The following is a 22,527-nucleotide window of genomic DNA, read 5'->3' as shown; positions in this document are numbered from 1 at the left end:
CCGGCCCTGATCGCTTTTGAATGATAGGCTGGCTGGAAAGGTTATGGTTGAAGGTGAGTTTGACCTTATTGCCCGCTATTTTAATCGGGTCCGAAGTTCACGTCGCGATGTTGAGTTAGGCATCGGTGATGACTGTGCGTTACTGACGGTGGCAGATAAGCAGATGCTGGCGGTGAGTACCGACACGCTGGTATCTGGCGTTCATTTCCTACCTGATATCGATCCCGCCGATTTGGGTTACAAATCTCTGGCGGTCAATTTAAGCGATCTGGCTGCAATGGGCGCCGATCCTGCCTGGCTTTCTCTGGCCATTACCCTACCTAAAAGCAATAGCCAGTGGCTATCCGCGTACAGCGACAGCTTGTTTGAGCTACTTGATTACTATGGTATGCAGTTGGTGGGTGGTGATACGACGCGCGGCCCGCTGAGCCTGACGCTGACTATCCACGGTCTGGTGCCAGCAGGTCGGGCGTTGACGCGTCGCGGAGCCAGAATTGGTGACTGGATTTATGTTACTGGTTCATTAGGCGACAGCGCGGCTGGTCTGGCTATCCTCCAGAATACCCTGCACGTTGAGGATGAAAAGGCACGTCAGGGATTGATCCAACGTCACCTTCGTCCTCAGCCGAGAATTTTGCAAGGTCAGGCACTGCGCGATCTGGCCAGCTCAGCCATCGATCTTTCTGACGGCCTCATCTCCGATCTACAGCATATACTTAAAGCCAGCGAGTGCGGCGCGCGTATTAATCTGGAATCGATCCCACAATCTGATTGGCTACGGGGCTGCGTCGATGAAGAACAGGCGTTGCGTTGGGCGCTATCTGGCGGCGAAGACTATGAGCTGTGCTTCACCGTGCCGGAAATTAACCGTGGTGCGCTGGAACTGGCCTTGGGGCATCTCGGCGCTGACTACACCTGCATTGGGCAAATCGGGCCTTCCTCTGAAGGGCTACGCTTTTTCAGGGATAATAAAGCGACCGAGCTGAACTGGAAGGGGTATGACCATTTTAGCGAGCAAAACTGACTCTGCGAACAAGGCGAAAGGTGCTGAAGTGGCAAAACGCCGCTTACGGCTGAGTAACCCGTGGCACCTGCTGGCAACCGGGTTTGGCAGCGGTCTGTCTCCCTGGATGCCGGGTACGGTAGGATCGCTGGCGGCGATTCCACTGTGGTACTTCATGTCGTTCCTGCCGCTTGAATTGTATTCGCTGCTGGTCATGCTGAGCATTTGTATCGGTGTTTACCTGTGTCACCAGACGGCAAAAGACATGGGCGTTCACGATCACGGCAGCATCGTCTGGGACGAATTTGTCGGCATGTGGATTACCCTGATGGCGATCCCGGTGGATAAATGGCAGTGGGTGGCGGCTGGGTTTGTCGTCTTCCGCTGCCTGGATATCTGGAAACCCTGGCCGATTCGCTGGTTCGATCGCAACGTGCATGGCGGCATGGGGATCATGATCGATGATATTGTCGCGGGGGTGATCTCTGCGGGTATTATCTACTTCATCGGCTATCACTGGCCGATATTCTGACGCTATTGTGTTATTGAACGACTGACATTATTGAACCGGGGCCATGTGCCCCGGTTATCGTTAGTGGCTTATTCCATCCACTGCGCGATTCTGCGCTCGATGCCAGCGGCATCCAGACCCAGATCGGCACGGATTTCTTCCTGAGAACCTTGTGGGATAAAGACGTCCGGCAGCCCAATGTTCAGCACCGAGACAGCAAGGCGTTTCGCCATCAGGAACTCATTCACGCCGCTTCCTGCGCCGCCCATGACCGCATTCTCTTCCAGCGTCACAAACGTGCTGTGAGATTGCGCCAGCTCTTCAAGTAACGCTTCATCCAGTGGCTTAACAAAACGCATGTCGACGAGTGTGGCGTTTAACTTCTCTGCCGCAATCTGGGCTTCTGGTAATAGCGTCCCGAAATTCAGGATTGCGATCGTTTCGCCCTGACGACGCACCACGCCTTTCCCGATTGGCAGTTCTGATAGTGGCGTCAGCTCCGTCCCCGTACCGTTTCCGCGCGGATAGCGCACCGCCGTAGGGCCTTTCTGGTAGTGATAGCCCGTGTGCAGCATCTGGCGACACTCATTTTCATCGCTGGGCGTCATGATGATCATGTTCGGGATACAGCGTAAGAAAGAGAGATCGAACGCGCCCTGATGCGTCTGTCCATCCGCACCAACAATACCGCCGCGATCGATAGCAAACAGAACGGGTAGATTCTGGATCGCCACATCGTGGATGACCTGATCGTAGGCACGCTGCAGGAAAGTGGAGTAAATAGCGACGACCGGGTGATAGCCGCCAACTGCCAGACCGGCAGCAAACGTGACGGCATGCTGTTCGGCAATCGCGACGTCAAAATATTGCTGCGGATAGTCGCGGGAGAATTGCACCATGCCCGAGCCTTCGCGCATTGCAGGCGTGATTGCCATCAGCTTGCTGTCTTTGGCGGCCGTTTCCTGAAGCCATTGACCGAAGATTTTGGAATAGGTCGGCTGAGCACCTTCTTTGCTTTTCGGCAATGTACCGCTGGCCGGATCGAATTTCGGCACCGCGTGCCAACTGATCGGATCCTGCTCGGCAGGAGCGTAACCTTTGCCTTTCTTTGTCATGATGTGCAGGAGCTGCGGGCCTTTCAGGCTTCGCATATTTTTCAGCGTATGCGCCAGCGCCTGAACGTCATGACCATCAACTGGGCCGATATAGTTAAAACCCAGCTCTTCAAATAGCGTGCCCGGCACGACCATGCCTTTAAGGTGTTCTTCGGTGCGTTTCACCAGCTCTTTGATAGGCGGCAGGCCGGATAAGACCTTTTTACCGCCTTCGCGCAGGCTGGCGTAGAGCTTGCCGGATAGCAGCTGCGCCAGGTGGTTGTTCAGTGCGCCGACGTTTTCTGAAATCGACATTTCATTGTCATTCAGCACAACCAGCAGATCGGATTTGATGTCGCCCGCGTGGTTCATCGCCTCAAAGGCCATGCCCGCGGTAATCGCGCCGTCGCCAATCACACAAACGGTACGGCGGCCTTTGCCTTCACGCTCGGCCGCAACGGCCATGCCCAGCCCGGCACTGATTGAGGTGGATGAATGCCCGACGCTTAATACGTCATATTCGCTTTCATCACGCCATGGAAAAGGGTGCAAGCCGCCTTTTTGACGGATCGTTGAAATACGATCGCGACGGCCGGTAATGATCTTGTGCGGATAAGCCTGATGGCCGACGTCCCACACCAGATGATCGAAAGGGGTGTTATAGACGTAATGCAGTGCAACCGTTAATTCAACCGTCCCTAACCCTGAAGCAAAATGGCCGCTTGAACGGCTGACGCTGTCCAGCAAATATTGGCGCAGCTCATCGCACAGCTTTGGCAAGCTCTCTTTCGGCAACAACCGAAGTTCATCCGGTGTTTCCACTAACGCCAATGTAGGGTACTTCGCGGTATCAAAACTCATTAGAGACTCATTAGGTAATTACTTATCGCGTTCAACGATGAAATTCGCCAGCGCTTGTAATGGGGCAATATTCAGGGGAATTGAGCTGGATGCGACGAGGTCGTCAAGCGATGCCAGTGATTCCTGATAGAGCTCCTGTGCTTTTTTTCGTGCGTTATCTAACCCCAGTAAACTGGGATAGGTGCTTTTACCTAGCTGCTGGTCTGCACCCTGACGTTTGCCTGTCGTCGCGCTGTCGCCAACAACATCGAGAATATCGTCCTGAACCTGAAAAGCGAGCCCAATCGCATTAGCGTAGCGATCCAGATGGGGCAACGCGTCGCGGCCTGCTTCACCGGCTGCTAACGCGCCTAGTCGGACTGCAGCGCGAATCAAGGCACCGGTTTTGTGGCGGTGAATCCGCTCTAACGCGGCCAGATCGACCTGATGACCTTCCGCTTCCAGATCGAAAGCCTGACCACCGCACATGCCTGCGACGCCACTGGCGTGAGCCAATTCTGAGAGCATCGCCAGCCGATCGCGGTCAGAGACCTGTGGCATCGGTGCATCGGCCAAAATGGAGAACGCCAGCGTTTGTAATGCATCGCCTGCCAAAATGGCATTGGCTTCGCCAAATTTGATGTGGCAGGTCGGCTGTCCACGGCGTAAATCGTCGTCGTCCATCGCCGGCAGATCGTCATGAATCAATGAATAGGCATGGATACATTCGACTGCCGCGGCAGGGGCATCCAGACTCTCTAACGGCATGCCAAACAGTTCGCCAGTAGTATAAACCAGAAACGGGCGCAGGCGTTTGCCTCCTAAGAGTGAGCCATACTCCATCGCATTGACCAGTGGACTACTCTGAAAGGGGAGGTCGGCGATGAAATGCCCCAACATACGGTTCGTGCGTTGGTAATGCGCATTCAGTTTCGTGCTGAAATCGGTCATAGCGAGTCGTTATCCGGCGTAAACGGTGACAGCGGCGCTTCGGGATCGTCGCTCAGCAGGATTTGTACGCGCTGTTCCGCCTGTTGCAGTTTTTGCTGACCCTGGCGAGCGAGCTGGATGCCATGCTCAAACTCATTTAGCGCATCGTCCAGCGGCAGTTCGCCTGATTCGAGGCGGGTAACGATTTTTTCCAGTTCGTTCAGCGAGCTTTCAAAGCTGACTGGCTGCTCGGTCTTCTTAGGCATAGTGGTTTCAGAATCCTGGTGTTATACGCCGTTGGCTTGTGGCGGCAGAGCGTGGTGTTGCGTGTGGTCATCCGTGGATGCGCAACAATTATACGGTTAAAGCGCACAGTATATCTTCATATAATGATATACTCCGCGCCCTGGATGCTATTGGTAAAATCATCCCTGTTCTGGCTGATTTTACCGATAACGTGATTTTAGTGCTCAGGGTAAATTTATTTACGCCTTTCTGACCAAGTAACGACAGCCACCATGAAGTTTATCATTAAATTGTTCCCGGAAATCACCATCAAGAGCCAATCTGTGCGGTTGCGCTTTATCAAGATTCTAACCGGAAACATTCGCAACGTATTAAAACACTATGATGAAACGCTGGCGGTTGTCCGTCACTGGGATCATATCGAAGTTCGGGCCAAAGACGAAAGCCAGCGTGAGGCGATTCGTGATGCGCTGACAAGAATTCCCGGCATTCACCATATTCTGGAAGTTGAAGATCACGCCTATACCGACGTGCACAATATCTTTGAACAAGCGCTGGCGTTGTACCGTGAGCGGTTGGAAGGCAAGACGTTTTGTGTGCGAGTGAAACGCCGCGGTAAGCATGAATTCAGCTCACAGGACGTAGAACGCTACGTCGGCGGTGGTTTGAACCAGCACATTGAAACGGCGCGAGTCAACCTCACTGCACCGCAGGTCACCGTGCATCTGGAAATCGAGCAGGACCGTCTGCTGCTGATTAAGGGGCGCTATGAAGGTATCGGCGGTTTCCCGATCGGTACGCAAGAAGATGTGCTGTCACTGATTTCCGGTGGTTTCGATTCCGGCGTATCCAGCTATATGTTGATGCGTCGCGGATGTCGTGTGCATTACTGCTTCTTCAACCTTGGCGGTGCAGCACATGAGATTGGGGTGAAACAGGTCGCACACTATCTGTGGAACCGCTTTGGTAGCTCACATCGGGTGCGTTTTATTGCTATCGACTTCGATCCTGTCGTGGGTGAAATTCTCGAGAAAGTCGACGACGGCCAAATGGGCGTCGTGCTGAAGCGCATGATGGTGCGTGCGGCCTCCAAAGTTGCTGAGCGTTACGGTGTTCAGGCGCTGGTGACGGGTGAAGCGTTAGGGCAGGTCTCTAGCCAGACGCTGACCAACCTGCGTTTGATCGATAATGCCTCCGACACGCTGATTCTGCGTCCGCTGATTTCTCATGATAAAGAACACATTATCAAACAGGCTCGCGAACTGGGGACGGAAGATTTCGCCAAAACGATGCCAGAATACTGTGGTGTGATCTCTAAAAGCCCGACGGTGAAGGCGGTGAAAGCGAAGATTGAGGCCGAAGAAAGCCACTTCGATTTTGCTATCCTGGATCGCGTGGTGAGTGAAGCCCGGAATATTGATATCCGTGAGATCGCCGAGCAGACTAAGCAAGATGTGGTTGAAGTGGAAACGGTCGCGTCATTTGCGCCAACCGACGTGCTGCTGGATATCCGTGCACCGGATGAGCAGGACGATAAGCCGCTTGAACTTGATCAGGTCGAAATCAAATCCTTACCGTTCTACAAGCTGGGTACGCAGTTTGGCGATTTGGATCAGAGCAAAACCTATCTGCTCTACTGTGAGCGTGGCGTGATGAGCCGCTTGCAGGCGCTGTATCTGCGTGAGCAAGGTTTTACCAATGTGAAGGTATACCGTCCGTAATATAGAAAGGCGCGCAAGCGCCTTTTTCATCTACGTTAATCGCGATAGTTATGAATGCCCGGCGGCAGGATGAGCTGTGCGGCGACTTCGGCGGCTTTTTCTTTGCCCAGCAGTAAATCAATAATCTTCAAGGCGAAATCCATGCTGGTGCCTGGCCCCTGCGTGGTTAACAGATTCACGCGCGGATCGTAGACGACACGCTTTTCCATCCATTTTTCTGGCGCAATCTTATCCTTAAACGCAGGATAGCCCGTCATGTTTCCGACGGGGAACAGCTGATGATATTCCAGCACCAGCGCAGGCGTTGCACACATCGCAGCGACAATTTTCCCTTCCAGATGCGCTTGTCGAATGCATTCCACCAGTATTGGGCTATCGCGGAAGCACTCCGCACCTTGCAGCCCACCCGGTAACACCAGCACATCGAAAGGCCGATCGGCGACGGCAGCCAGTGGGGCATCCGCCAGCAGCCTTACCCCACGTGAGCAGACGATTTCCAGATTGCCATCGCTGGCTACGCTGGCAAGCGTGACCTGAATACCTGCCCGGACAAGCAAATCGATGGTCGTGACGGCTTCAGTTTCTTCACTACCAGGTGCCAGACACACCAGTGCCGATGCGGTCATAATCATTTTCCTTTTGCTTAATGTAGTCAAACAGACGGGCATTTTCGGGGAGCGTCAGGCCGTGGAGGCGCGCTCGGTGCAGTAAATACCCGGTAATGTAATCAATTTCGGTATGCCGCTGAGCGATGATGTCCTGCAACATCGATGAGGTGTTTGCCGCCGTGTTCTGAATAATTTGATTCACGTAGAGCAGCAGACTATCTCCCGATGTATGGAAGCCTTCCCGTTCCATGACGCTGGCCACTTCCTGACAAAGTGACACAATCAGTTCTGGATAGGCAGAAAGTTCGCCATTAGTGCAGTGATATTTCACCGTTAGCGGATTGATGACGCAGTTAGCCGCCAGTTTCAGCCAGCAGGTGGCGCTAATGTTGGTGTGCCAAGCCACATCAGGCAAGGCCTGATGCAGCACCTCAGCTACATGGCTTTGGCTGCTGTCACCGTTAAATGTGCCAATATGCGTTGTGCCTGCCGCAACGTGTACGACGTTATTGATGTCGCGTCGGGCGGCGTGGGTGGTGATACCGAGCACTAGCGGATGTTGTAGCGGCGGTAATTCTTCCCGTGTGCCCATCCCATTGTGCAAAAGTAGAATCGTGCACTGTGGGTTGAGCTGCGGCAACAGCACGGTAACGGCATCGGAAACCTGCCAGGCTTTTAGCGTCACCAGCAGAAGTTCGCTTTGGGCAAGGTGATCGGGGTCGTTCGCTGTCAGGTTGAGATTACAGTGCTGGCCGTCCAGCATAGTGACATTGACTGGACAATACGGTTGCGGAATGCGCAGCCATCCCTGGACATCATGCCCTTGCTGATGTAACGCAGCGAGCCAAAGTTGACCCAGCGCGCCACAGCCAAGAACGGTGATTTTCATGTACGTCTCCCCTATTTGATGCGGGCGCTGTCGTTCTGCCATGATAGGCTATCATTCATGTCACGATCTTGTGTTATTCGGCCTGTTTGCCGGATGCCGAGTAAAAATCGGGATTGTGTCTGGCATCTTGCTTATCGCAGAAGAGCGGTTATTATGCTCGCCAGCCAAATTTGTCAGGAGAGCGAATTATGCCATCTTTCGATATTGTTTCGGAAATTGATATGCAGGAAGTCCGTAACGCGGTGGAAAATGCGACGCGCGATCTGAGCACCCGTTGGGATTTTCGTAATGTTCCGGCCAGCTTTGAACTGAATGAGAAATCACAGAGTATCAAAGTGGCCAGCGAGTCTGATTTTCAGGTACAACAGCTGGTTGATATTCTGCGTGAAAAGCTGGTTAAGCGCGGTATTGAAGGCGGTTCGCTGGATATCCCAGAAGAAATGGAACACAGCGGAAAAACGTACAGCGTGGAAGCGAAGCTGAAGCAAGGTATTGAAACGACGCTGGCGAAGCAAATCATCAAGCTGATCAAAGACAGCAAGCTGAAAGTGCAGGCGCAGATTCAGGGTGAACAGGTTCGCGTCACCGGTAAATCACGTGATGACTTACAGGGTGTGATGGCGTTGATTCGCGGCGGGAATCTGGGGCAACCGTTCCAGTTTACCAACTTCCGCGATTGATACTTTTAGTCAGCCGCCGATGAACAGAAAGGCCAGCAAAAGCTGGCCTTTCTATTTAGTTCTGTCCTACCAGCTGTTCTAGCTGCTGCCGATTGGTCTTTTTGTTGTCGATCTTCACATAGGCGCTCTGTTCATCCGGTACGACGACAACTTCTGCAACGCCGGGTTGGGTACGTATTTTCTGTTCCAATTCACTATCGCGCAGCGCTAAATCAGGCAGTGTAATTCTGAGGCTGCTGAGATAAGGCGGTTCTTGCATGGTGAAGCTGACGAGTAGCCAGATGGCCGTAATGGCCGCGCCAGCCATAAAGACGGCAGACGCGCCATAAAGCTCAAACAGTCCGCCGCCGAGGCTCCCGCCAATTGCTACACCGATAAACTGCGTGGTGGAATAAACGCCCATCGCGGTGCCTTTATATCCCGCAGGTGATTCCTTGCTAATCAGCGAGGGCAGCAGCGCTTCCATGACGTTGAAGGCCAGGAAGAACAGCTGTACGCCGATGATAATTTGCCAAAGATGGTTGCCCGCCGACCATAAGACAACCTCTGCGGCGATCAGCACCACGATGCAGCCGATGAAGACCTGCTTCATTCGTCTTTTCACTTCCGCATAAATGATGAAAGGCACGACGCCGACAAAAGAGATCAGCATGGTGGTCAGATAGACTTTCCAGTGATCCTGCGGTGCTAACCCCACAGATTCCATGACTCGGGGGAGGGCGACGAAGCTCGACATCAATAAAATATGCAGACACATGATGCCGATATTCAGTTTCAGCAGGCGGCTATTGCTGAGCACTTTGCGGAAACTGCCGCGCACCATCGCCGATTCTCGATTCAGAACGTGCTCAGGTGCGGAAGGAATCAGCGTCAGAGTAATGACAATACCTGCGAGTGACAGAAGGGCGATGCCCCAGAAGAGCGCCTGTAAACCGAAGGCATGGGTAACGATAGGCCCAACGACCATCGCGATAGCAAAGGTGACGCCGAAGCTCACACCGATAAATGCCATGGCTTTGGTTCGGTTCTGCTCACGCGTCAGGTCGGAAAGCAGCGCCATAACGGCAGCGGAGATTGCCCCCGCACCTTGCAATGCCCGGCCAAGGATAATGCCCCAGATAGAGTCGCTCAGTGCAGCGATGACGCTACCGAGAGCAAAAATCAACAATCCCCCAACGATCAGGGGTTTTCTGCCGATGCGGTCAGAGGCCAAGCCGAAGGGAATTTGGAAAATAGCCTGCATCAGGCCATAAATGCCAATGGCAATACCGATCAGCGCTTCACTGGCACCCTGTAAGGCCATGCCGTAAGTTGTCAGGACAGGCAACACCATAAACATGCCAAGCATGCGCAGTGAAAAAACGGCTCCCAAGCCCCATGTGGCGCGTAATTCGCCAGGGGTCATTTTATTATCGTTCATGTGTACCTCTGAAAAGCAATTGCCACTATTTTAGTGCGTTCTTGGTCAGACAGTAAACGATAGGTTTGTTACGTGATTTGGCGGAGGAGAAAGTAGGGGAGGGGAAAAGAAAAAATGCAGGGGCGTTTTTCAACGTCGCTTTTGCGACGGCCCGAAGGGGACGTGCAGAAAACAGGACATAAAAAAACAGGCGGACAAGCCACCTGTTTTTCTTAATATATGTAACGCTACTTGTGATTAACGCAGGTAGGTCAGCATGATTTCATGCGCGGGTGCCATTGAATCCACAGACATCATGACGCTCAGTGACGTAATCGCGACAATGGAGAAAACAAACAGTTTTCTTGCCCATACACGATCATCAATCGCGTTTTTATAGCCTGACAGCGCCATACCCAACCACCAGACGCTCACTGCTGCGGCAACGATCAGATATTTATAGCCAGCATAGCCGCCGAGAGACAGCATCAGAGTCGCTACTGCAAACGCCACGATGTACAGCGTGATGTGGTGTTTCGCAACGGAGATGCCTTTCACAACAGGCAGTACCGGGATGTTGGCGGCCTGATAATCCTTGAAGCGAAAAATCGCAATCGCGTAGGAATGCGGCATCTGCCACAGGCTAAAGATCAGCAGCAGAATCAACGCGCCAGCGTCGAACTGGTTGCTGACGGCACAGTAACCGATAACCGGTGGTGCCGCGCCAGACAGGCTGCCAATCAGCGTGCCATAAACAGAATGCCGCTTCATGTACAGACTATACACACCGACATACACGACGAAGCCCATCACCGCCAGCCACATGGCCAGCGGGTTAGCCGCGATGTAAAGCAGAGCAAAGCCCGCAATACCTAACAGCGATGCGTAAACCAGCGTTACCTTCAGCGAAATCAGTCCCTTTACCAGAACCCGATTTTTGGTTCTCTCCATTTTCTTGTCGATGTCGCGGTCAATGACGTTGTTAAACACGCAGCCAGATGCAACGACTAACGACACACCCACGAGGGTGGCGAAAAACAGGGGATAATCAATGCGGCCTTGGGCCGCAAGGAGAAATCCACCGATAACGGAAATCAGATTTCCGAAAATAATTCCTGGTTTAGTAACTTGCAGGTATTGCTTAATCATCTTTTACGGCTCTGTTACTGGATCATCATATTGTGGTGTGCGCTCATCATAATCCAGATGGAGCCCACGACGACAATAGCGATAATCAGGACGGCAAACACAAGAGCCACCACGTTCCAGCGCTCTTCTGAGGACGTATTCAGGTGCAGGAAGTACACCAGATGCACCAGAATCTGAACCACTGCACATCCCACCACCGTGAAAAGGATGGCGCTATGCGAGGCAGTGCCGCTCATGACCATACTGAAAGGAATCACTGTCAAAATCACAGACAGAACAAAACCTATCACGTATGACTTAACGCTGCCGTGGCTGGCACCTGAATGATCGGTTGTTGAATGACTCATTACATTGCCCCCAGCAGATAAACAACGGTGAAGACACAGATCCATACCACGTCGAGGAAGTGCCAGAACAGACTCAGGCACATCAGACGTGTTTTGTTGGTTGCAGTCAGGCCACGTTTAGAGACCTGAATCATCATGATGACCAACCAGATCAGACCGCCCGTTACGTGGAGCCCGTGAGTGCCGACCAGTGCGAAGAAGGCTGACAGGAACGCGCTGCGATCCGGACCATAGCCTTCCACGATCAGATGATGGAACTCATAGATTTCCATCCCGATAAACACCAGACCGAACAGGAAGGTCACGCCTAACCAGGTATTAACCTGAGATTTGTTGCCCTTGTTCATGGCGATCATCGCCATGCCGTAGGTAATACTACTGAACAACAGCGCGAACGTTTCCACCAGCACGAAAGGCAGTTGGAAAAGCTCTTTCCCGCTCGGGCCACCCGCAGTACCGTTAACCAGTACCGCATAAGTCGCGAACAGTGACCCGAAAATAATCAGGTCGCTCATCAGGTAGACCCAGAAGCCGAATACTTTATTGGCGCCTGTGTCGTGGTGCCCATGCTCTGCATGGGCTGTATTGTGGTTAGTCAGAGTTTCAGTTGACATGTTTCACGCCTGCCTTACTGAGTTGATCAAAATTCTGATTCTCAATTTGCTCAATTTCTTTAACCGGCACGTAGTAATCCACGTCTTGATTAAAGCTATGCACAATCCAGGTCACAATCATGCCTGCGAAGCCAGCGATGGCCAGCCACCAGATATGCCAGATCATGGCAAAACCGAATACCAGGCTGAATGCGGAGATAATCACACCGGCGCCGGTGTTCTTCGGCATGTGAATCTCTTCATAGCTGGCAGGGCGCTTGTAAGCTTCACCTTTCTCTTTCGCTTCCCAGAACGCATCACGCTCGTCAACATGCGGCACGACAGCGAAGTTGTAGAACGGCGCAGGAGAAGAGGTTGCCCACTCCAGCGTACGCCCACCCCACGGATCGCCCGTCAGGTCACGGTTCTGGTGACGGTCACGGATACTGACGTAGAACTGGATCACCTGACACAGCACACCGATACCGATCAGCACTGCACCGATGGATGCCACAACCAGCAAGGCGTGGAATTCAGGGTTGATTTGCTGGCTCAGACGACGCGTCATCCCCATGAAGCCGAGGACGTACAGCGGCATGAAGGCAACGAAGAAGCCAATAATCCAGAACCAGAACGCACGTTTACCCCAGGTTTCGTTCAGGGTGAAACCAAAGGCTTTCGGGAACCAGTAAGTGATACCCGCGAAGCAACCAAACACGACGCCGCCGATGATCACGTTATGGAAGTGAGCAATCAGGAACAGGCTGTTGTGCAGGACAAAGTTTGCGCCCGGTACGGCCAGCAGTACGCCGGTCATCCCACCGATGGTGAAGGTGATGATGAAGCCCGTGGTCCACAGCATCGTGGAGTGAGATTGAATACGGCCTTGATACATGGTGAACAGCCAGTTGAAGATTTTAACCCCGGTTGGGATTGAAATAATCATGGTGGCTATACCGAAGAAGGCGTTGACGTTCGCGCCGGACCCCATGGTAAAGAAGTGGTGCAGCCAAACGATGAACGACAGAACCGTAATCGCAATGGTTGCCCACACCAATGAGGTGTAGCCAAACAGACGTTTTTTACAGAAGGTGGCAACCACTTCGGAGTAAACACCAAAGATCGGCAGCACCAGAATGTAAACCTCAGGATGACCCCATGCCCAAATCAGGTTGATGTACATCATCATGTTGCCACCCATATCATTGGTAAAGAAATGGGTGCCGAGGTAACGGTCAAGCGTCAGCAGCGCAATGGTAACGGTCAATATTGGGAATGCGGCGATGATCAGCACGTTGGTACACAGTGCCGTCCAGGTAAATACCGGCATTTTCATCAGCGTCATGCCAGGTGCGCGCATCTTCAGAATGGTGGCGAAGAAGTTAACACCCGTCAGCGTAGTACCGATACCGGATATCTGTAGACTCCATATCCAGTAATCGACCCCGACGCCGGGACTGTACTCCTTTCCTGAAAGCGGCGGATAGGCCACCCAACCCGTCTGGGCGAACTCACCGACCCCAAGAGAGAGGTTGATCAAGATAACGCCGACAACAAACAGCCAGAAGCTGAGGGAGTTCAGGAAGGGGAAAGCAACGTCACGCGCACCGATCTGCAAAGGAACCGCAAGGTTCATCAGACCAACGACGAACGGTGTCGCCACGAAGAAGATCATGATCACACCGTGGGCGGTGAAAATCTGATCGTAGTGGTGAGCGTTTAGGAAGCCTTCTTGCCCGGCAGAGGCCAAAACCTGCTGGCCGCGCATCATGATGGCATCGGCGAAACCACGAATCATCATCACCAGACCGACGATGATGTACATGATACCGATTTTCTTGTGGTCGACGGAAGTGAACCATTCGGCCCACAGCCATTTCCACTTACCGAAATAGGTTATTGCCGCCAGCAGCGCAAGGCCGCCAACGATGATCGCCGCCACGGTGACCATGATAATGGGTTCGTGATACGGAACCGCATCGAGTGTAAGTTTTCCGAACATCGTATTATCCCTCGGCTCCTTTGTGCGAGCTATGCTCGCCCATGTTCATACCCTCACCGTGTTGCATGTTTTCTTCGGGCTTCATGCCTTCACCATGATGTTGCATGTTCATGCCGCTGCCTGTGAATTTGCGAATAAGATTATTAAACAAATCCGGCTGGACACTGGAGAAGTATTCGACAGGATGGAATTCACTTGGTTTAGCCAAGGCGTTGAATTCATCCATAGTATTCAGTGTCTTAGGGGACGACCGAACGTTCGCAACCCACTGGTCGAACTCTTGTTGAGTTGGTGTAGCAATCGCGGTGAACTTCATACCAGAGAAGCCTTTACCACTATAGCCGCCAGAGATACCGTCATATTTGCCCGGTTCGTTAGCGATCAGGTGGAGCTTCGTCTGCATTCCGGCCATGGCATAGATTTGTCCACCAAGACGAGGGATGAAGAAGGAGTTCATCACGGAGTCGGATGTAATCTTGAACGCAACAGGTACGTTGGCAGGGAAAGCCAGTTCGTTAACCGTCGCGATACCCAAGTCCGGGTAAACAAACAGCCATTTCCAGTCAAGCGAAACAACTTCGACATTGATAGGTTTGACGTCTGACACCAGTGGCTTATAGGGATCAAGCGAGTGGGTCGTCTTCCAGGTAATCGTGCCAAGAATGACGATAATGATAATTGGTACAGTCCAAACTACTGCTTCTATCTTATTGGAGTGTGACCAGTTCGGGGTATATTTTGCCTTTTCATTGGAAGCACGGAACTTCCAGGCAAAAGCTATCGTCATAACGATAACGGGAATCACAACGATCAACATCAGCCCGATGGCAGTCAGTATTAACGATCTTTGCTCTAACCCGATCTCTCCTTTGGGGTTCATCAGCGCCATATCGCAACCGCTCAGCAGAGCAGTGGCTGCAAATAAAGACAGCATCCCAAAAATTGTATTGTATTTCTTGAGTCTCATCTAGCGACCTCAATAACAAGGGCTCTATTGTCATTTTACGCGAGCGGGCATTTTACGGGAAGGTTACTGCACTGTAAACATGATTAAGGTTATGTCAGCCGTTTGTTGCTGTTTTTTGCCCTTAATGTCACAAAGATAGCCAAAATAAAAATGGTATTGAAAAACAGCAAATTAAGAGGCTACCCCGATAAGAGTATGGATGGATAATAAGAAATTACAACTCACCGTAACGCTTATTTTCTATTTCCGATTTAGTGAAAATTTTTGTTCAATCTGCGTTTTTGATGACAAATGAAATTAGTTCTGGCGGATTTTTACGAGGAAATAAAATTCCAGCTAGCAAGATAATTATGGGAAAAATAATTAAATAAAGGAAAACTGTAATAGGTTCAGGCAGCAGATGCGCGCTGCCTGAACAAATATCGTCAGTGTGTTGACGGTTTTGACTCGCGCCGAAGTGACAGATAATCCAGCAAGCTACCGAAGAAAATGCCCAGCAGAGCGAGTGCGCCGCCTGCGGCGAGCAGGTATTCTGCTACCTCTGGCAGTGAGGACCATTCCAGCGCATTGCTGATCAGCAGCATGAGCCACAATGCCAGCACGATCGCACCCAATCCCAACACATATAAGGCTTTCTTGTAATAGTTCTGGAAGTTTGTGCGTAACTGAAAGGTGTCGGTTTTCTGGGTGAACTCCAACGTCTCACGGCAGATAAGCAGGATGGCCAGGCCCGGTAACGCGGCAAAAATCGAGAACAGGTAGAACCATGCCCAACCATAGGATTCGACAAACCAGCCTGCGATAGGGCCAACGTAAACCCGTCCGACGGCGGCAAGGGCGGAAAGCAGAGCAAACTGTGTGGCTGAGAACGACTTATTACACAGCGTCATCAATAGTGCGACGAATGCTGCTGTCCCCATACCGCCGCAGAGATTTTCCAGAAAAACAGCGGTAGCCATGGTGAACAGATTTTTGGCGGTGATAGCGAGCAGCCAGTACCCCGCGTTGGATACGGCCTGAAGAATACCAAACAGCATCAGCGCTCTGAACAGGGAGAGCCGCTGCATCAATAATCCGCCGTAAATGGCTCCCACGATGGTGGCGAAGAGTCCAAGCGTCTTATTAACCAGCCCGACATCACCCGCATTGAAACCAACGCCGCGAATCAGGAAGGTTGTCGTCAGGCTGACCGCAAAGGCGTCACCGAGCTTGTATAACACGATAAGCAGAAGAATGAGCCAGGCGTTGTTGCGTGCGAAGAAATCGCGCAGGGGGGCAACAATCGCTTGTTCCATGCTGCGTGGTGCTGGCTGACTATTCAGTGGTTCCGGTGCTAACAGGGTCGCGAACACACCGATCAGCATGAGTCCTGCCATTAACCAATAGGTGGCCTGCCAGCCGAAATAGCGATCGGCCATCCACAACGCCAGTCCACCAGAAACCAGCATCGCCAGACGATAACCTAATACCGAGGTGGCTGCGCCCGTACCGCGTTCTTCTGGGGGAAGTAAATCCGTCTTATAGGCATCAAAAACAATATCCTGAGAGGCGGAGCAGAACGCGACCAGAACCGCCAGCGCAGCCAGCCACCAGAGATCGCGAGCCGGGTTCATAAACCCCATACCAATAATGGCAGCAATCAGCATAAGTTGACTGAGTATCAGCCAGCCGCGGCGTCGGCCGAGAAACGGTGGGGTGTAGCGGTCCATCAGCGGGGACCACAGGAATTTGAATACGTAGGCCTGACCAACCAAAGAGAAGAAACCAATGGTTTTCAGATCGACATTCTCGACGGTCATCCAGGCTTGCAAGGTGCCGGAGGTCAATGCCAGTGGTAAACCGGAAGCGAAGCCAAGCAACAGCATAAAAAGCGAATTACGTTGGCTGAATAAAGCAATGATGCGACTAAACATGAAGAGTCCTTTCCCTTGCTCCGTGAGCGTTCAGGAGCAAGGGAAGCGGCGTACAGAAATTAACGGGCGTTTTCTTTGACGAAGCTGCTTACGCTGGTGTCTTGTGCCATGTCGTTGATGACATCGCCTAACACGGTGTTAACTGCATCGGTGATTTTTTCGTTGCTCGCAGTGAAAGCACCCTGAACGTTATAGGTTGAGCGGTAGTTCTTCACCTGCTTGTTGCCATTTGCCGCCTGAGAAATGATGGAGATATCCGCTTTGGTAGTGATGTTGTAGCGCAGGTTGCCTTCGGAGACATCGGCGTACAGGTGGTTAACCACGATCTGCAAGGCTACCGGGCCGCCAGTACCGATCATGTAACCACGCGCGGTCATTTGTTTCTCCAGCGCTTCTTGCAACAGGAAACGTAGATCGCGAGAAGGCGTCAGCGTAATCAGTTGGCCATCGCGATTCACTTTCGCCAGAGCCTGATCGGCGCGTTGGTCTGCACCATTGATACTAATCGTTACGCCCATCAGCGTCGGGTCCTGGGAAGGCAGGCTGATTTTGGGGGTGATGTTCAGCGTGTTGCTTTTTGCTGCACATCCTGCAAGCAGAATGACGGCCAGAAGAGGGAAAAATAATTTTTTTAACATTCGTATTTTCTCAGTAATGATTAGTGTGGTGAGCTGACAAATATTGTTGATATCATATCATCGCCACAGGCAGGAAAAAGAGCCGATAGCAGGTAAATTGTCCTGAAATTCATCTTTTTCATGCCGTTGACCCGGAAAAACGTTTTTATCACATCAATACCGCCGATGATATCTCCACTCTTCGCGACCCTTTTTCTTCTTTGTCATGCCGCTCTTAGGCATAACAGATTGAAAAAACGCTAAGGTTATACTGATTCGGACATCGGTGAATGACAGCAATGTCGCGTTGATATCACATTTTCCCCAAGCCGAAAGGGTAGTCGTATGATGCGTGAAACGATAGAAGAAAAGCTGCGTGTGGGTTTTGAACCCGTTCATTTAGAAGTCACTGATGAGAGCTATCGCCACAACGTGCCTGCGGGAGCGGAAAGTCATTTTAAAGTTGTGTTGGTCAGCGATAAATTCACGGGCGAACGTGTGATTGGGCGGCATCGCGCAGTCTATGCCGTACTGGCCGCGGAGCTGGCGGGGTCGGTGCATGCACTCGCGCTACATACGTATACGACAAAAGAGTGGAGCAGCTTGCAAAATGCCGTCCCTTCTTCACCGCCTTGCGGTGGCGCTGGCATCCTTTCTTAATTCATTAATATGGCCCGTTCCTGACATATCGGGGCGGGTTACTGACAAAAGTGTGAATCCGTTGCTGTAATAGTCTGCCCGCCGTTCTCGACTCATCCCCTCTATATCGCTATAATGCTGCGTCTATTTTTCCTGAATGTATTCGGGACGCTTCTGACTACAGGGACGGGGTTGGCAATTTCCCGGTTCTGCGAGGTTTATTTAAGCCTGTGCGCCTTGGTGCCAGCGCTGAATCAGCCCTGCTGTCGTGAGAGTTTTCGTCGCGAGAATAGTTTTGGGGTTGACCGATCACTGTGATTTTTTGAGGTAACAAGATGCAAGTTTCAGTTGAAACCACTCAAGGTCTGGGACGTCGCGTAACGATTACCGTTGCTGCTGACATCATTGAGAGTGCGGTGAAGAGCGAGCTGGTCAACGCGGCCAAAAAAGTACGTATTGACGGTTTTCGTAAAGGCAAAGTGCCGATGAATGTTGTTGCTCAGCGTTATGGTGCCTCCGTGCGTCAGGACGTATTGGGTGACCTGATGCAGCGCAACTTTGTTGACGCGATCATCAAAGAAAAAATTAATCCGGTTGGCGCGCCTAACTATATCCCTGGCGAATATGCTGTAGGCGGCGACTTCACTTACTCTGTTGAGTTTGACGTGTATCCGGAAATCGAACTGAAAGGTCTGGATGCGATCGAAGTTGAAAAACCGGTTGTTGAAGTGACTGATGCTGACGTTGATACCATGCTGGACACGCTGCGTAAGCAACAGGCAACCTGGAAAGAAACCGACCGCGCTGCGGCAGCGGAAGATCGTGCAACGATCGATTTCACTGGCTCTATCGACGGTGAAGTCTTTGAAGGCGGAAAAGCGTCCGACTTCGTTTTGGCAATGGGCCAGAACCGCATGATCCCAGGCTTTGAAGATGGCATCGTTGGACACAAAGCGGGTGAAGAATTCACTATCGACGTGAACTTCCCAGAAGATTACCACGCTGAAAACCTGAAAGGAAAAGCGGCTCAGTTCGCTATCGTCCTGAAGAAAGTTGAAGAGCGTGAGCTGCCTGAACTGACTGAAGAATTCATCAAGCGTTTCGGCGTGGCGGATGGTTCTCAGGAAGGTCTGCGTGCTGAAGTTCGTAAAAATATGGAACGTGAGCTGAAAGGCGCGGTGCGTAACCGTGTGAAAACTCAGGTTCTGGACGGATTGATCAACGCTAACGAAATCGACGTGCCAGTTGCACTGATCGATGGCGAAATCGACGTTCTGCGCCGTCAGGCTGCACAGCGTTTTGGCGGCAACGAGAAGCAAGCGCAGGAATTACCGCGTGAGCTGTTCGAAGAGCAAGCTAAACGTCGCGTTGTTATCGGTCTGTTGCTGGGTGAAGTTATCAGCACCAATGAGCTGAAAGCTGACGAAGCACGCGTTAATGCGCTGATCGAAGAGATGGCTTCTGCTTACGAAGATCCGCAGGAAGTTATCGAGTTCTACAGCAAAAACAAAGAGCTGCTGAACAACATGCGTAACGTCGCTCTGGAAGAGCAAGCGGTAGAAACCGTACTTGCTAAAGCGAAAGTTGTTGAGAAATCAGTAAGCTTCAACGAGCTGATGAATCAAACTGCTACAGCATAAACATTGTTGATTGCGTAGCAGGGAGCTTTCCCTATCAAAAGCCCGTGCCTTATGGCGCGGGCTTTTTGCTTATAGGTTTGTGCGATCTTGATGGTTATCGTTTCGATTGTACTTTATCTCTGGTGTTTACCCTCTCAGCCCCATCGGCGTATAGACGAGGAATGGCGGCCTGAAATTGCACTATTATTAAAGCAGACAAAGAATTTATGAGGTCAGGCAAAGGGTTAAACCGCAGGTTTGCCGTGCCGATAACGTGTTAAGAATAAAATAATTGGTTCTTTAATAGAGAACGATTGATAGTGTAAGCTTGAAATACAATGCGTGTGCCCCCACTCACTGAAGAGGAAAAGTAGGCACAGCAGGTAAGGATTCTCGGCCATATGGGTTGTTCAGCAAGAGCGAGGCAGGGTTCCATGGTCATCCCCCCCTATCTCTAGTAGAATTGAATAATACTATGATTGAACAGCGCAATGATTGAACAACGCTAAGAGTGCCGGACGCATTTTATCTAGGAGACGTGAATGTCATACAGTGGCGAACAAGAAAGACAAGCACCTCATATGGCGTTAGTGCCGATGGTGGTTGAACAGACCTCGCGCGGGGAACGTTCTTACGATATCTATTCCCGTCTGCTAAAAGAACGGATAATCTTCCTGACTGGTCAGGTCGAAGATCATATGGCGAATCTGGTTGTGGCACAGATGCTGTTTCTGGAAGCCGAAAACCCAGAAAAAGACATTTATCTGTACATTAATTCCCCAGGTGGCGTCATTACTGCCGGTATGTCCATTTATGACACCATGCAGTTTATCAAGCCAGATGTCAGCACGATCTGTATGGGACAAGCCTGTTCTATGGGCGCGTTCCTGTTGACGGCGGGAGCCAAAGGTAAACGTATTTGCCTGCCTAACTCGCGCGTCATGATTCACCAGCCATTGGGCGGTTTCCAGGGGCAGGCAACGGATATTGAAATCCATGCCAAAGAAATACTGAAAGTGAAAGCCAAGATGAATGAGCTGATGGCGAAACATACGGGTCAGCCTCTTGAAGCGATAGAGAGAGACACCGAGCGCGATCGTTTCCTCTCTGCCAGTGAGGCAGTAGACTACGGTTTGGTAGACTCCGTATTCACTAACCGTGGGTAATAATTCGCCATATTAGCGGTCTGGTGTAGCTAAAAATCAGTGTTCGACCGATAGTCTGTTGTGCGAGGTTATTTTACGCGTATTGGCTATAAGTATCGGCGTTCGTTGTAGCGGTATCGCTGTGGTTGGCCTGCGGGCAAAAGACGAAAAAGAGGTTTAACTCATGACAGATAAGCGCAAAGACGGTTCAGGAAAGTTACTGTACTGCTCTTTTTGCGGCAAAAGCCAGCATGAAGTGCGTAAGCTGATTGCCGGGCCGTCGGTGTATATCTGCGATGAATGTGTTGACTTGTGTAACGACATTATTCGCGAAGAAATTAAGGAAGTGGCGCCCCACCGTGAGCGCAGTGCGTTGCCGACGCCACACGAAATTCGCCGCCACCTTGACGATTACGTTATCGGCCAAGAGCAGGCCAAGAAGGTATTGGCCGTTGCGGTATATAACCACTATAAACGCTTGCGTAATGGTGACAGCAGCAACGGGATCGAACTGGGTAAAAGTAACATCCTGCTGATCGGCCCTACGGGGAGCGGTAAAACGCTGCTGGCTGAAACGCTGGCGCGCTTCCTGGATGTTCCGTTCACCATGGCGGATGCCACTACGTTGACCGAAGCGGGTTATGTTGGTGAAGACGTCGAGAACATCATTCAGAAGCTGTTGCAGAAGTGCGATTACGATGTGCAGAAAGCGCAGCGTGGCATTGTCTATATCGATGAAATCGACAAGATTTCTCGTAAGTCAGACAACCCGTCGATCACTCGTGACGTATCTGGTGAAGGCGTGCAGCAGGCGCTGCTGAAGCTGATCGAGGGCACGATCGCCGCAGTTCCACCGCAGGGTGGTCGTAAACATCCGCAGCAGGAGTTCTTGCAGGTTGATACCTCTAAGATCCTCTTTATCTGCGGCGGCGCGTTTGCGGGTCTGGACAAAGTGATCGAGCAACGTACCGATACAGGTCGCGGTATCGGCTTTAATGCGACGGTTAAAGGATCGGCTGACAAAGCAACAGAAGGCGAGCTGTTAAGCAATGTTGAACCGGGTGACTTGATTAAATTCGGTTTGATTCCTGAGTTTATCGGCCGTCTGCCTGTAGTGGCTACGCTGAGAGAACTGAGCGAAGAAGCGTTGATTCAGATTCTGCGTGAGCCAAAGAATGCGCTGACCAAACAGTATCAGGCGCTGTTCAACCTGGAAGGCGTCGAGCTGGAATTCCGCGATGAAGCGCTGACGGCGATTGCCAAGAAAGCGATGGCGCGTAAAACCGGTGCACGTGGCCTGCGTTCTATCGTTGAAGCAGCGCTGCTGGATACCATGTATGACCTGCCATCGCTGGAAAGCGTGGATAAAGTCGTCATTGATGAATCCGTGATTGCGGGCCAATCTGAGCCATTGCTGATCTATGGCAAGCCTGAGACACAGCAGGCGTCCGGCGAATAATTAATCAATTTGGCCGCATCAAAAAATAAAAATGGGGGATTTTATCCCCCATTTGTTTTTTACACGCATGCTGGTCGTTGAATGTGAGATATTTATCCCCATATACTCAAATACCTATTTGATGAAACCCGTGAAAACCGCGTTTCACGAGATTCC

The 22,527-nt window shown here is 51.6% G+C and carries 21 protein-coding genes; 8 read left to right on the top strand and 13 right to left on the bottom strand.

Features of this window, described 5'->3' with window-relative positions; translation table 11 throughout:
- Nucleotides 1-43 precede the first annotated feature (43 nt).
- Entirely contained in the window at nt 44-1,024 is a 981-nt protein-coding gene (gene thiL, locus MYB54_RS16285; protein ID WP_014914515.1) for a thiamine-phosphate kinase, read from the top strand.
- A complete protein-coding gene (gene pgpA, locus MYB54_RS16280; protein ID WP_248721059.1) occupies nt 999-1,535 on the top strand; it encodes a phosphatidylglycerophosphatase A in 537 nt (178 codons plus the stop codon). The genes thiL and pgpA overlap by 26 nt, the downstream gene beginning before the upstream one ends.
- Before the next feature lie 68 nt (nt 1,536-1,603).
- Here the strand turns inward: pgpA and dxs are convergent, their stop codons facing one another.
- The 3 genes from dxs to xseB are packed head-to-tail and all read right to left on the bottom strand — an operon-like array spanning nt 1,604 to nt 4,644.
- Complete coding sequence (gene dxs / locus MYB54_RS16275) at nt 1,604-3,469, bottom strand: 1-deoxy-D-xylulose-5-phosphate synthase (protein ID WP_014914516.1); 1,866 nt, start codon at nt 3,467-3,469, stop codon at nt 1,604-1,606.
- An 18-nt stretch (nt 3,470-3,487) separates the two neighbouring features.
- Complete coding sequence (gene ispA / locus MYB54_RS16270; protein ID WP_014914517.1) at nt 3,488-4,399, bottom strand: (2E,6E)-farnesyl diphosphate synthase; 912 nt, start codon at nt 4,397-4,399, stop codon at nt 3,488-3,490.
- Nucleotides 4,396-4,644, bottom strand: coding sequence for an exodeoxyribonuclease VII small subunit (gene xseB, locus MYB54_RS16265; protein ID WP_010282080.1), 249 nt, complete (start codon nt 4,642-4,644; stop codon nt 4,396-4,398). The genes ispA and xseB overlap by 4 nt, the downstream gene beginning before the upstream one ends.
- Nucleotides 4,645-4,896: 252 nt before the next feature.
- Between xseB and thiI the strand changes: the two genes are divergently transcribed.
- Nucleotides 4,897-6,345: a tRNA uracil 4-sulfurtransferase ThiI gene (gene thiI, locus MYB54_RS16260; protein WP_014914518.1), complete on the top strand. Its 1,449-nt coding sequence runs from the start codon at nt 4,897-4,899 to the stop codon at nt 6,343-6,345.
- 35 nt (nt 6,346-6,380) lie between these two features.
- Here thiI and yajL read toward each other — a convergent pair whose 3' ends face one another.
- A complete protein-coding gene (yajL, locus tag MYB54_RS16255; protein WP_014914519.1) occupies nt 6,381-6,971 on the bottom strand; it encodes a protein deglycase YajL in 591 nt (196 codons plus the stop codon).
- A complete protein-coding gene (panE, locus tag MYB54_RS16250; protein ID WP_014914520.1) occupies nt 6,934-7,842 on the bottom strand; it encodes a 2-dehydropantoate 2-reductase in 909 nt (302 codons plus the stop codon). Before panE ends, yajL begins: the two co-directional genes overlap by 38 nt.
- 188 nt (nt 7,843-8,030) lie before the next feature.
- Between panE and MYB54_RS16245 the strand changes: the two genes are divergently transcribed.
- Nucleotides 8,031-8,522 (top strand): YajQ family cyclic di-GMP-binding protein, encoded by a 492-nt coding sequence (locus tag MYB54_RS16245; protein ID WP_014914521.1) that lies wholly within the window; start codon nt 8,031-8,033, stop codon nt 8,520-8,522.
- Nucleotides 8,523-8,577: 55 nt separating this feature from the next.
- Here the strand turns inward: MYB54_RS16245 and MYB54_RS16240 are convergent, their stop codons facing one another.
- From MYB54_RS16240 to MYB54_RS16205, 8 genes are all read right to left on the bottom strand, one after another.
- Nucleotides 8,578-9,942: an MFS transporter gene (locus MYB54_RS16240; RefSeq protein WP_248721058.1), complete on the bottom strand. Its 1,365-nt coding sequence runs from the start codon at nt 9,940-9,942 to the stop codon at nt 8,578-8,580.
- Nucleotides 9,943-10,179: 237 nt separating this feature from the next.
- A complete protein-coding gene (cyoE, locus tag MYB54_RS16235) occupies nt 10,180-11,070 on the bottom strand; it encodes a heme o synthase (RefSeq protein WP_010282097.1) in 891 nt (296 codons plus the stop codon).
- 14 nt (nt 11,071-11,084) lie between these two features.
- The gene (locus MYB54_RS16230; RefSeq protein ID WP_010282099.1) at nt 11,085-11,417 is read right to left on the bottom strand and encodes a cytochrome o ubiquinol oxidase subunit IV; all 333 of its coding nucleotides are present in this window, start codon (nt 11,415-11,417) and stop codon (nt 11,085-11,087) included.
- A complete protein-coding gene (locus MYB54_RS16225) occupies nt 11,417-12,031 on the bottom strand; it encodes a cytochrome o ubiquinol oxidase subunit III (RefSeq protein WP_014914524.1) in 615 nt (204 codons plus the stop codon). The genes MYB54_RS16230 and MYB54_RS16225 overlap by 1 nt, the downstream gene beginning before the upstream one ends.
- Nucleotides 12,021-14,012 carry a cytochrome o ubiquinol oxidase subunit I gene (gene cyoB, locus MYB54_RS16220; RefSeq protein WP_014914525.1) on the bottom strand — a complete coding sequence of 664 codons (1,992 nt, stop codon included), beginning with the start codon at nt 14,010-14,012 and terminating at the stop codon, nt 12,021-12,023. The genes MYB54_RS16225 and cyoB overlap by 11 nt, the downstream gene beginning before the upstream one ends.
- 4 nt (nt 14,013-14,016) lie before the next feature.
- Nucleotides 14,017-14,979: a cytochrome o ubiquinol oxidase subunit II gene (cyoA, locus tag MYB54_RS16215; RefSeq protein ID WP_014914526.1), complete on the bottom strand. Its 963-nt coding sequence runs from the start codon at nt 14,977-14,979 to the stop codon at nt 14,017-14,019.
- Between the two features lie 425 nt (nt 14,980-15,404).
- Complete coding sequence (ampG, locus tag MYB54_RS16210; RefSeq protein WP_014914527.1) at nt 15,405-16,892, bottom strand: muropeptide MFS transporter AmpG; 1,488 nt, start codon at nt 16,890-16,892, stop codon at nt 15,405-15,407.
- A 59-nt stretch (nt 16,893-16,951) separates the two neighbouring features.
- On the bottom strand, nt 16,952-17,530 hold the full coding sequence (locus tag MYB54_RS16205; RefSeq protein ID WP_014914528.1) for a lipoprotein: 579 nt from the start codon (nt 17,528-17,530) through the stop codon (nt 16,952-16,954).
- A 324-nt stretch (nt 17,531-17,854) separates the two neighbouring features.
- Between MYB54_RS16205 and bolA the strand changes: the two genes are divergently transcribed.
- The 4 genes from bolA to clpX all read left to right on the top strand — a co-directional run bounded on the left by bolA (nt 17,855) and on the right by clpX (nt 22,371).
- Nucleotides 17,855-18,169, top strand: a complete 315-nt coding sequence (gene bolA / locus MYB54_RS16200; protein ID WP_014914529.1) for a transcriptional regulator BolA — start codon at nt 17,855-17,857, stop codon at nt 18,167-18,169.
- Nucleotides 18,170-18,483: 314 nt separating this feature from the next.
- Nucleotides 18,484-19,788, top strand: a complete 1,305-nt coding sequence (gene tig, locus MYB54_RS16195) for a trigger factor (protein WP_248721057.1) — start codon at nt 18,484-18,486, stop codon at nt 19,786-19,788.
- A gap of 521 nt (nt 19,789-20,309) precedes the next feature.
- Nucleotides 20,310-20,933, top strand: a complete 624-nt coding sequence (gene clpP / locus MYB54_RS16190) for an ATP-dependent Clp endopeptidase proteolytic subunit ClpP (RefSeq protein ID WP_010282141.1) — start codon at nt 20,310-20,312, stop codon at nt 20,931-20,933.
- A 163-nt stretch (nt 20,934-21,096) separates the two neighbouring features.
- A complete protein-coding gene (gene clpX, locus MYB54_RS16185) occupies nt 21,097-22,371 on the top strand; it encodes an ATP-dependent protease ATP-binding subunit ClpX (protein WP_010282142.1) in 1,275 nt (424 codons plus the stop codon).
- Nucleotides 22,372-22,527: the final 156 nt, after the last annotated feature.

This window comes from Pectobacterium nicotianae (assembly GCF_023272715.1).
Lineage (GTDB): Bacteria > Pseudomonadota > Gammaproteobacteria > Enterobacterales > Enterobacteriaceae > Pectobacterium > Pectobacterium brasiliense.
The sequence above is the reverse complement of the archived record's forward strand: the minus strand, read 5'-3'. Positions and strand labels throughout refer to the sequence as shown.

What these genes read in the sequence shown, in the direction of transcription:
- cyoE (WP_010282097.1), bottom strand. Translation starts at nt 11,070, where the DNA reads ATGATTAAGCAATACCTGCAAGTTACTAAACCAGGAATTATTTTCGGA.
- clpX (WP_010282142.1), top strand. Translation starts at nt 21,097, where the DNA reads ATGACAGATAAGCGCAAAGACGGTTCAGGAAAGTTACTGTACTGCTCT.
- ispA (WP_014914517.1), bottom strand. Translation starts at nt 4,399, where the DNA reads ATGACCGATTTCAGCACGAAACTGAATGCGCATTACCAACGCACGAAC.
- MYB54_RS16245 (WP_014914521.1), top strand. Translation starts at nt 8,031, where the DNA reads ATGCCATCTTTCGATATTGTTTCGGAAATTGATATGCAGGAAGTCCGT.
- bolA (WP_014914529.1), top strand. Translation starts at nt 17,855, where the DNA reads ATGATGCGTGAAACGATAGAAGAAAAGCTGCGTGTGGGTTTTGAACCC.
- MYB54_RS16205 (WP_014914528.1), bottom strand. Translation starts at nt 17,530, where the DNA reads ATGTTAAAAAAATTATTTTTCCCTCTTCTGGCCGTCATTCTGCTTGCA.
- yajL (WP_014914519.1), bottom strand. Translation starts at nt 6,971, where the DNA reads ATGACCGCATCGGCACTGGTGTGTCTGGCACCTGGTAGTGAAGAAACT.
- pgpA (WP_248721059.1), top strand. Translation starts at nt 999, where the DNA reads ATGACCATTTTAGCGAGCAAAACTGACTCTGCGAACAAGGCGAAAGGT.
- panE (WP_014914520.1), bottom strand. Translation starts at nt 7,842, where the DNA reads ATGAAAATCACCGTTCTTGGCTGTGGCGCGCTGGGTCAACTTTGGCTC.
- MYB54_RS16225 (WP_014914524.1), bottom strand. Translation starts at nt 12,031, where the DNA reads ATGTCAACTGAAACTCTGACTAACCACAATACAGCCCATGCAGAGCAT.
- tig (WP_248721057.1), top strand. Translation starts at nt 18,484, where the DNA reads ATGCAAGTTTCAGTTGAAACCACTCAAGGTCTGGGACGTCGCGTAACG.
- thiI (WP_014914518.1), top strand. Translation starts at nt 4,897, where the DNA reads ATGAAGTTTATCATTAAATTGTTCCCGGAAATCACCATCAAGAGCCAA.
- xseB (WP_010282080.1), bottom strand. Translation starts at nt 4,644, where the DNA reads ATGCCTAAGAAGACCGAGCAGCCAGTCAGCTTTGAAAGCTCGCTGAAC.
- clpP (WP_010282141.1), top strand. Translation starts at nt 20,310, where the DNA reads ATGTCATACAGTGGCGAACAAGAAAGACAAGCACCTCATATGGCGTTA.
- thiL (WP_014914515.1), top strand. Translation starts at nt 44, where the DNA reads ATGGTTGAAGGTGAGTTTGACCTTATTGCCCGCTATTTTAATCGGGTC.
- cyoB (WP_014914525.1), bottom strand. Translation starts at nt 14,012, where the DNA reads ATGTTCGGAAAACTTACACTCGATGCGGTTCCGTATCACGAACCCATT.
- MYB54_RS16240 (WP_248721058.1), bottom strand. Translation starts at nt 9,942, where the DNA reads ATGAACGATAATAAAATGACCCCTGGCGAATTACGCGCCACATGGGGC.
- ampG (WP_014914527.1), bottom strand. Translation starts at nt 16,892, where the DNA reads ATGTTTAGTCGCATCATTGCTTTATTCAGCCAACGTAATTCGCTTTTT.
- cyoA (WP_014914526.1), bottom strand. Translation starts at nt 14,979, where the DNA reads ATGAGACTCAAGAAATACAATACAATTTTTGGGATGCTGTCTTTATTT.
- MYB54_RS16230 (WP_010282099.1), bottom strand. Translation starts at nt 11,417, where the DNA reads ATGAGTCATTCAACAACCGATCATTCAGGTGCCAGCCACGGCAGCGTT.
- dxs (WP_014914516.1), bottom strand. Translation starts at nt 3,469, where the DNA reads ATGAGTTTTGATACCGCGAAGTACCCTACATTGGCGTTAGTGGAAACA.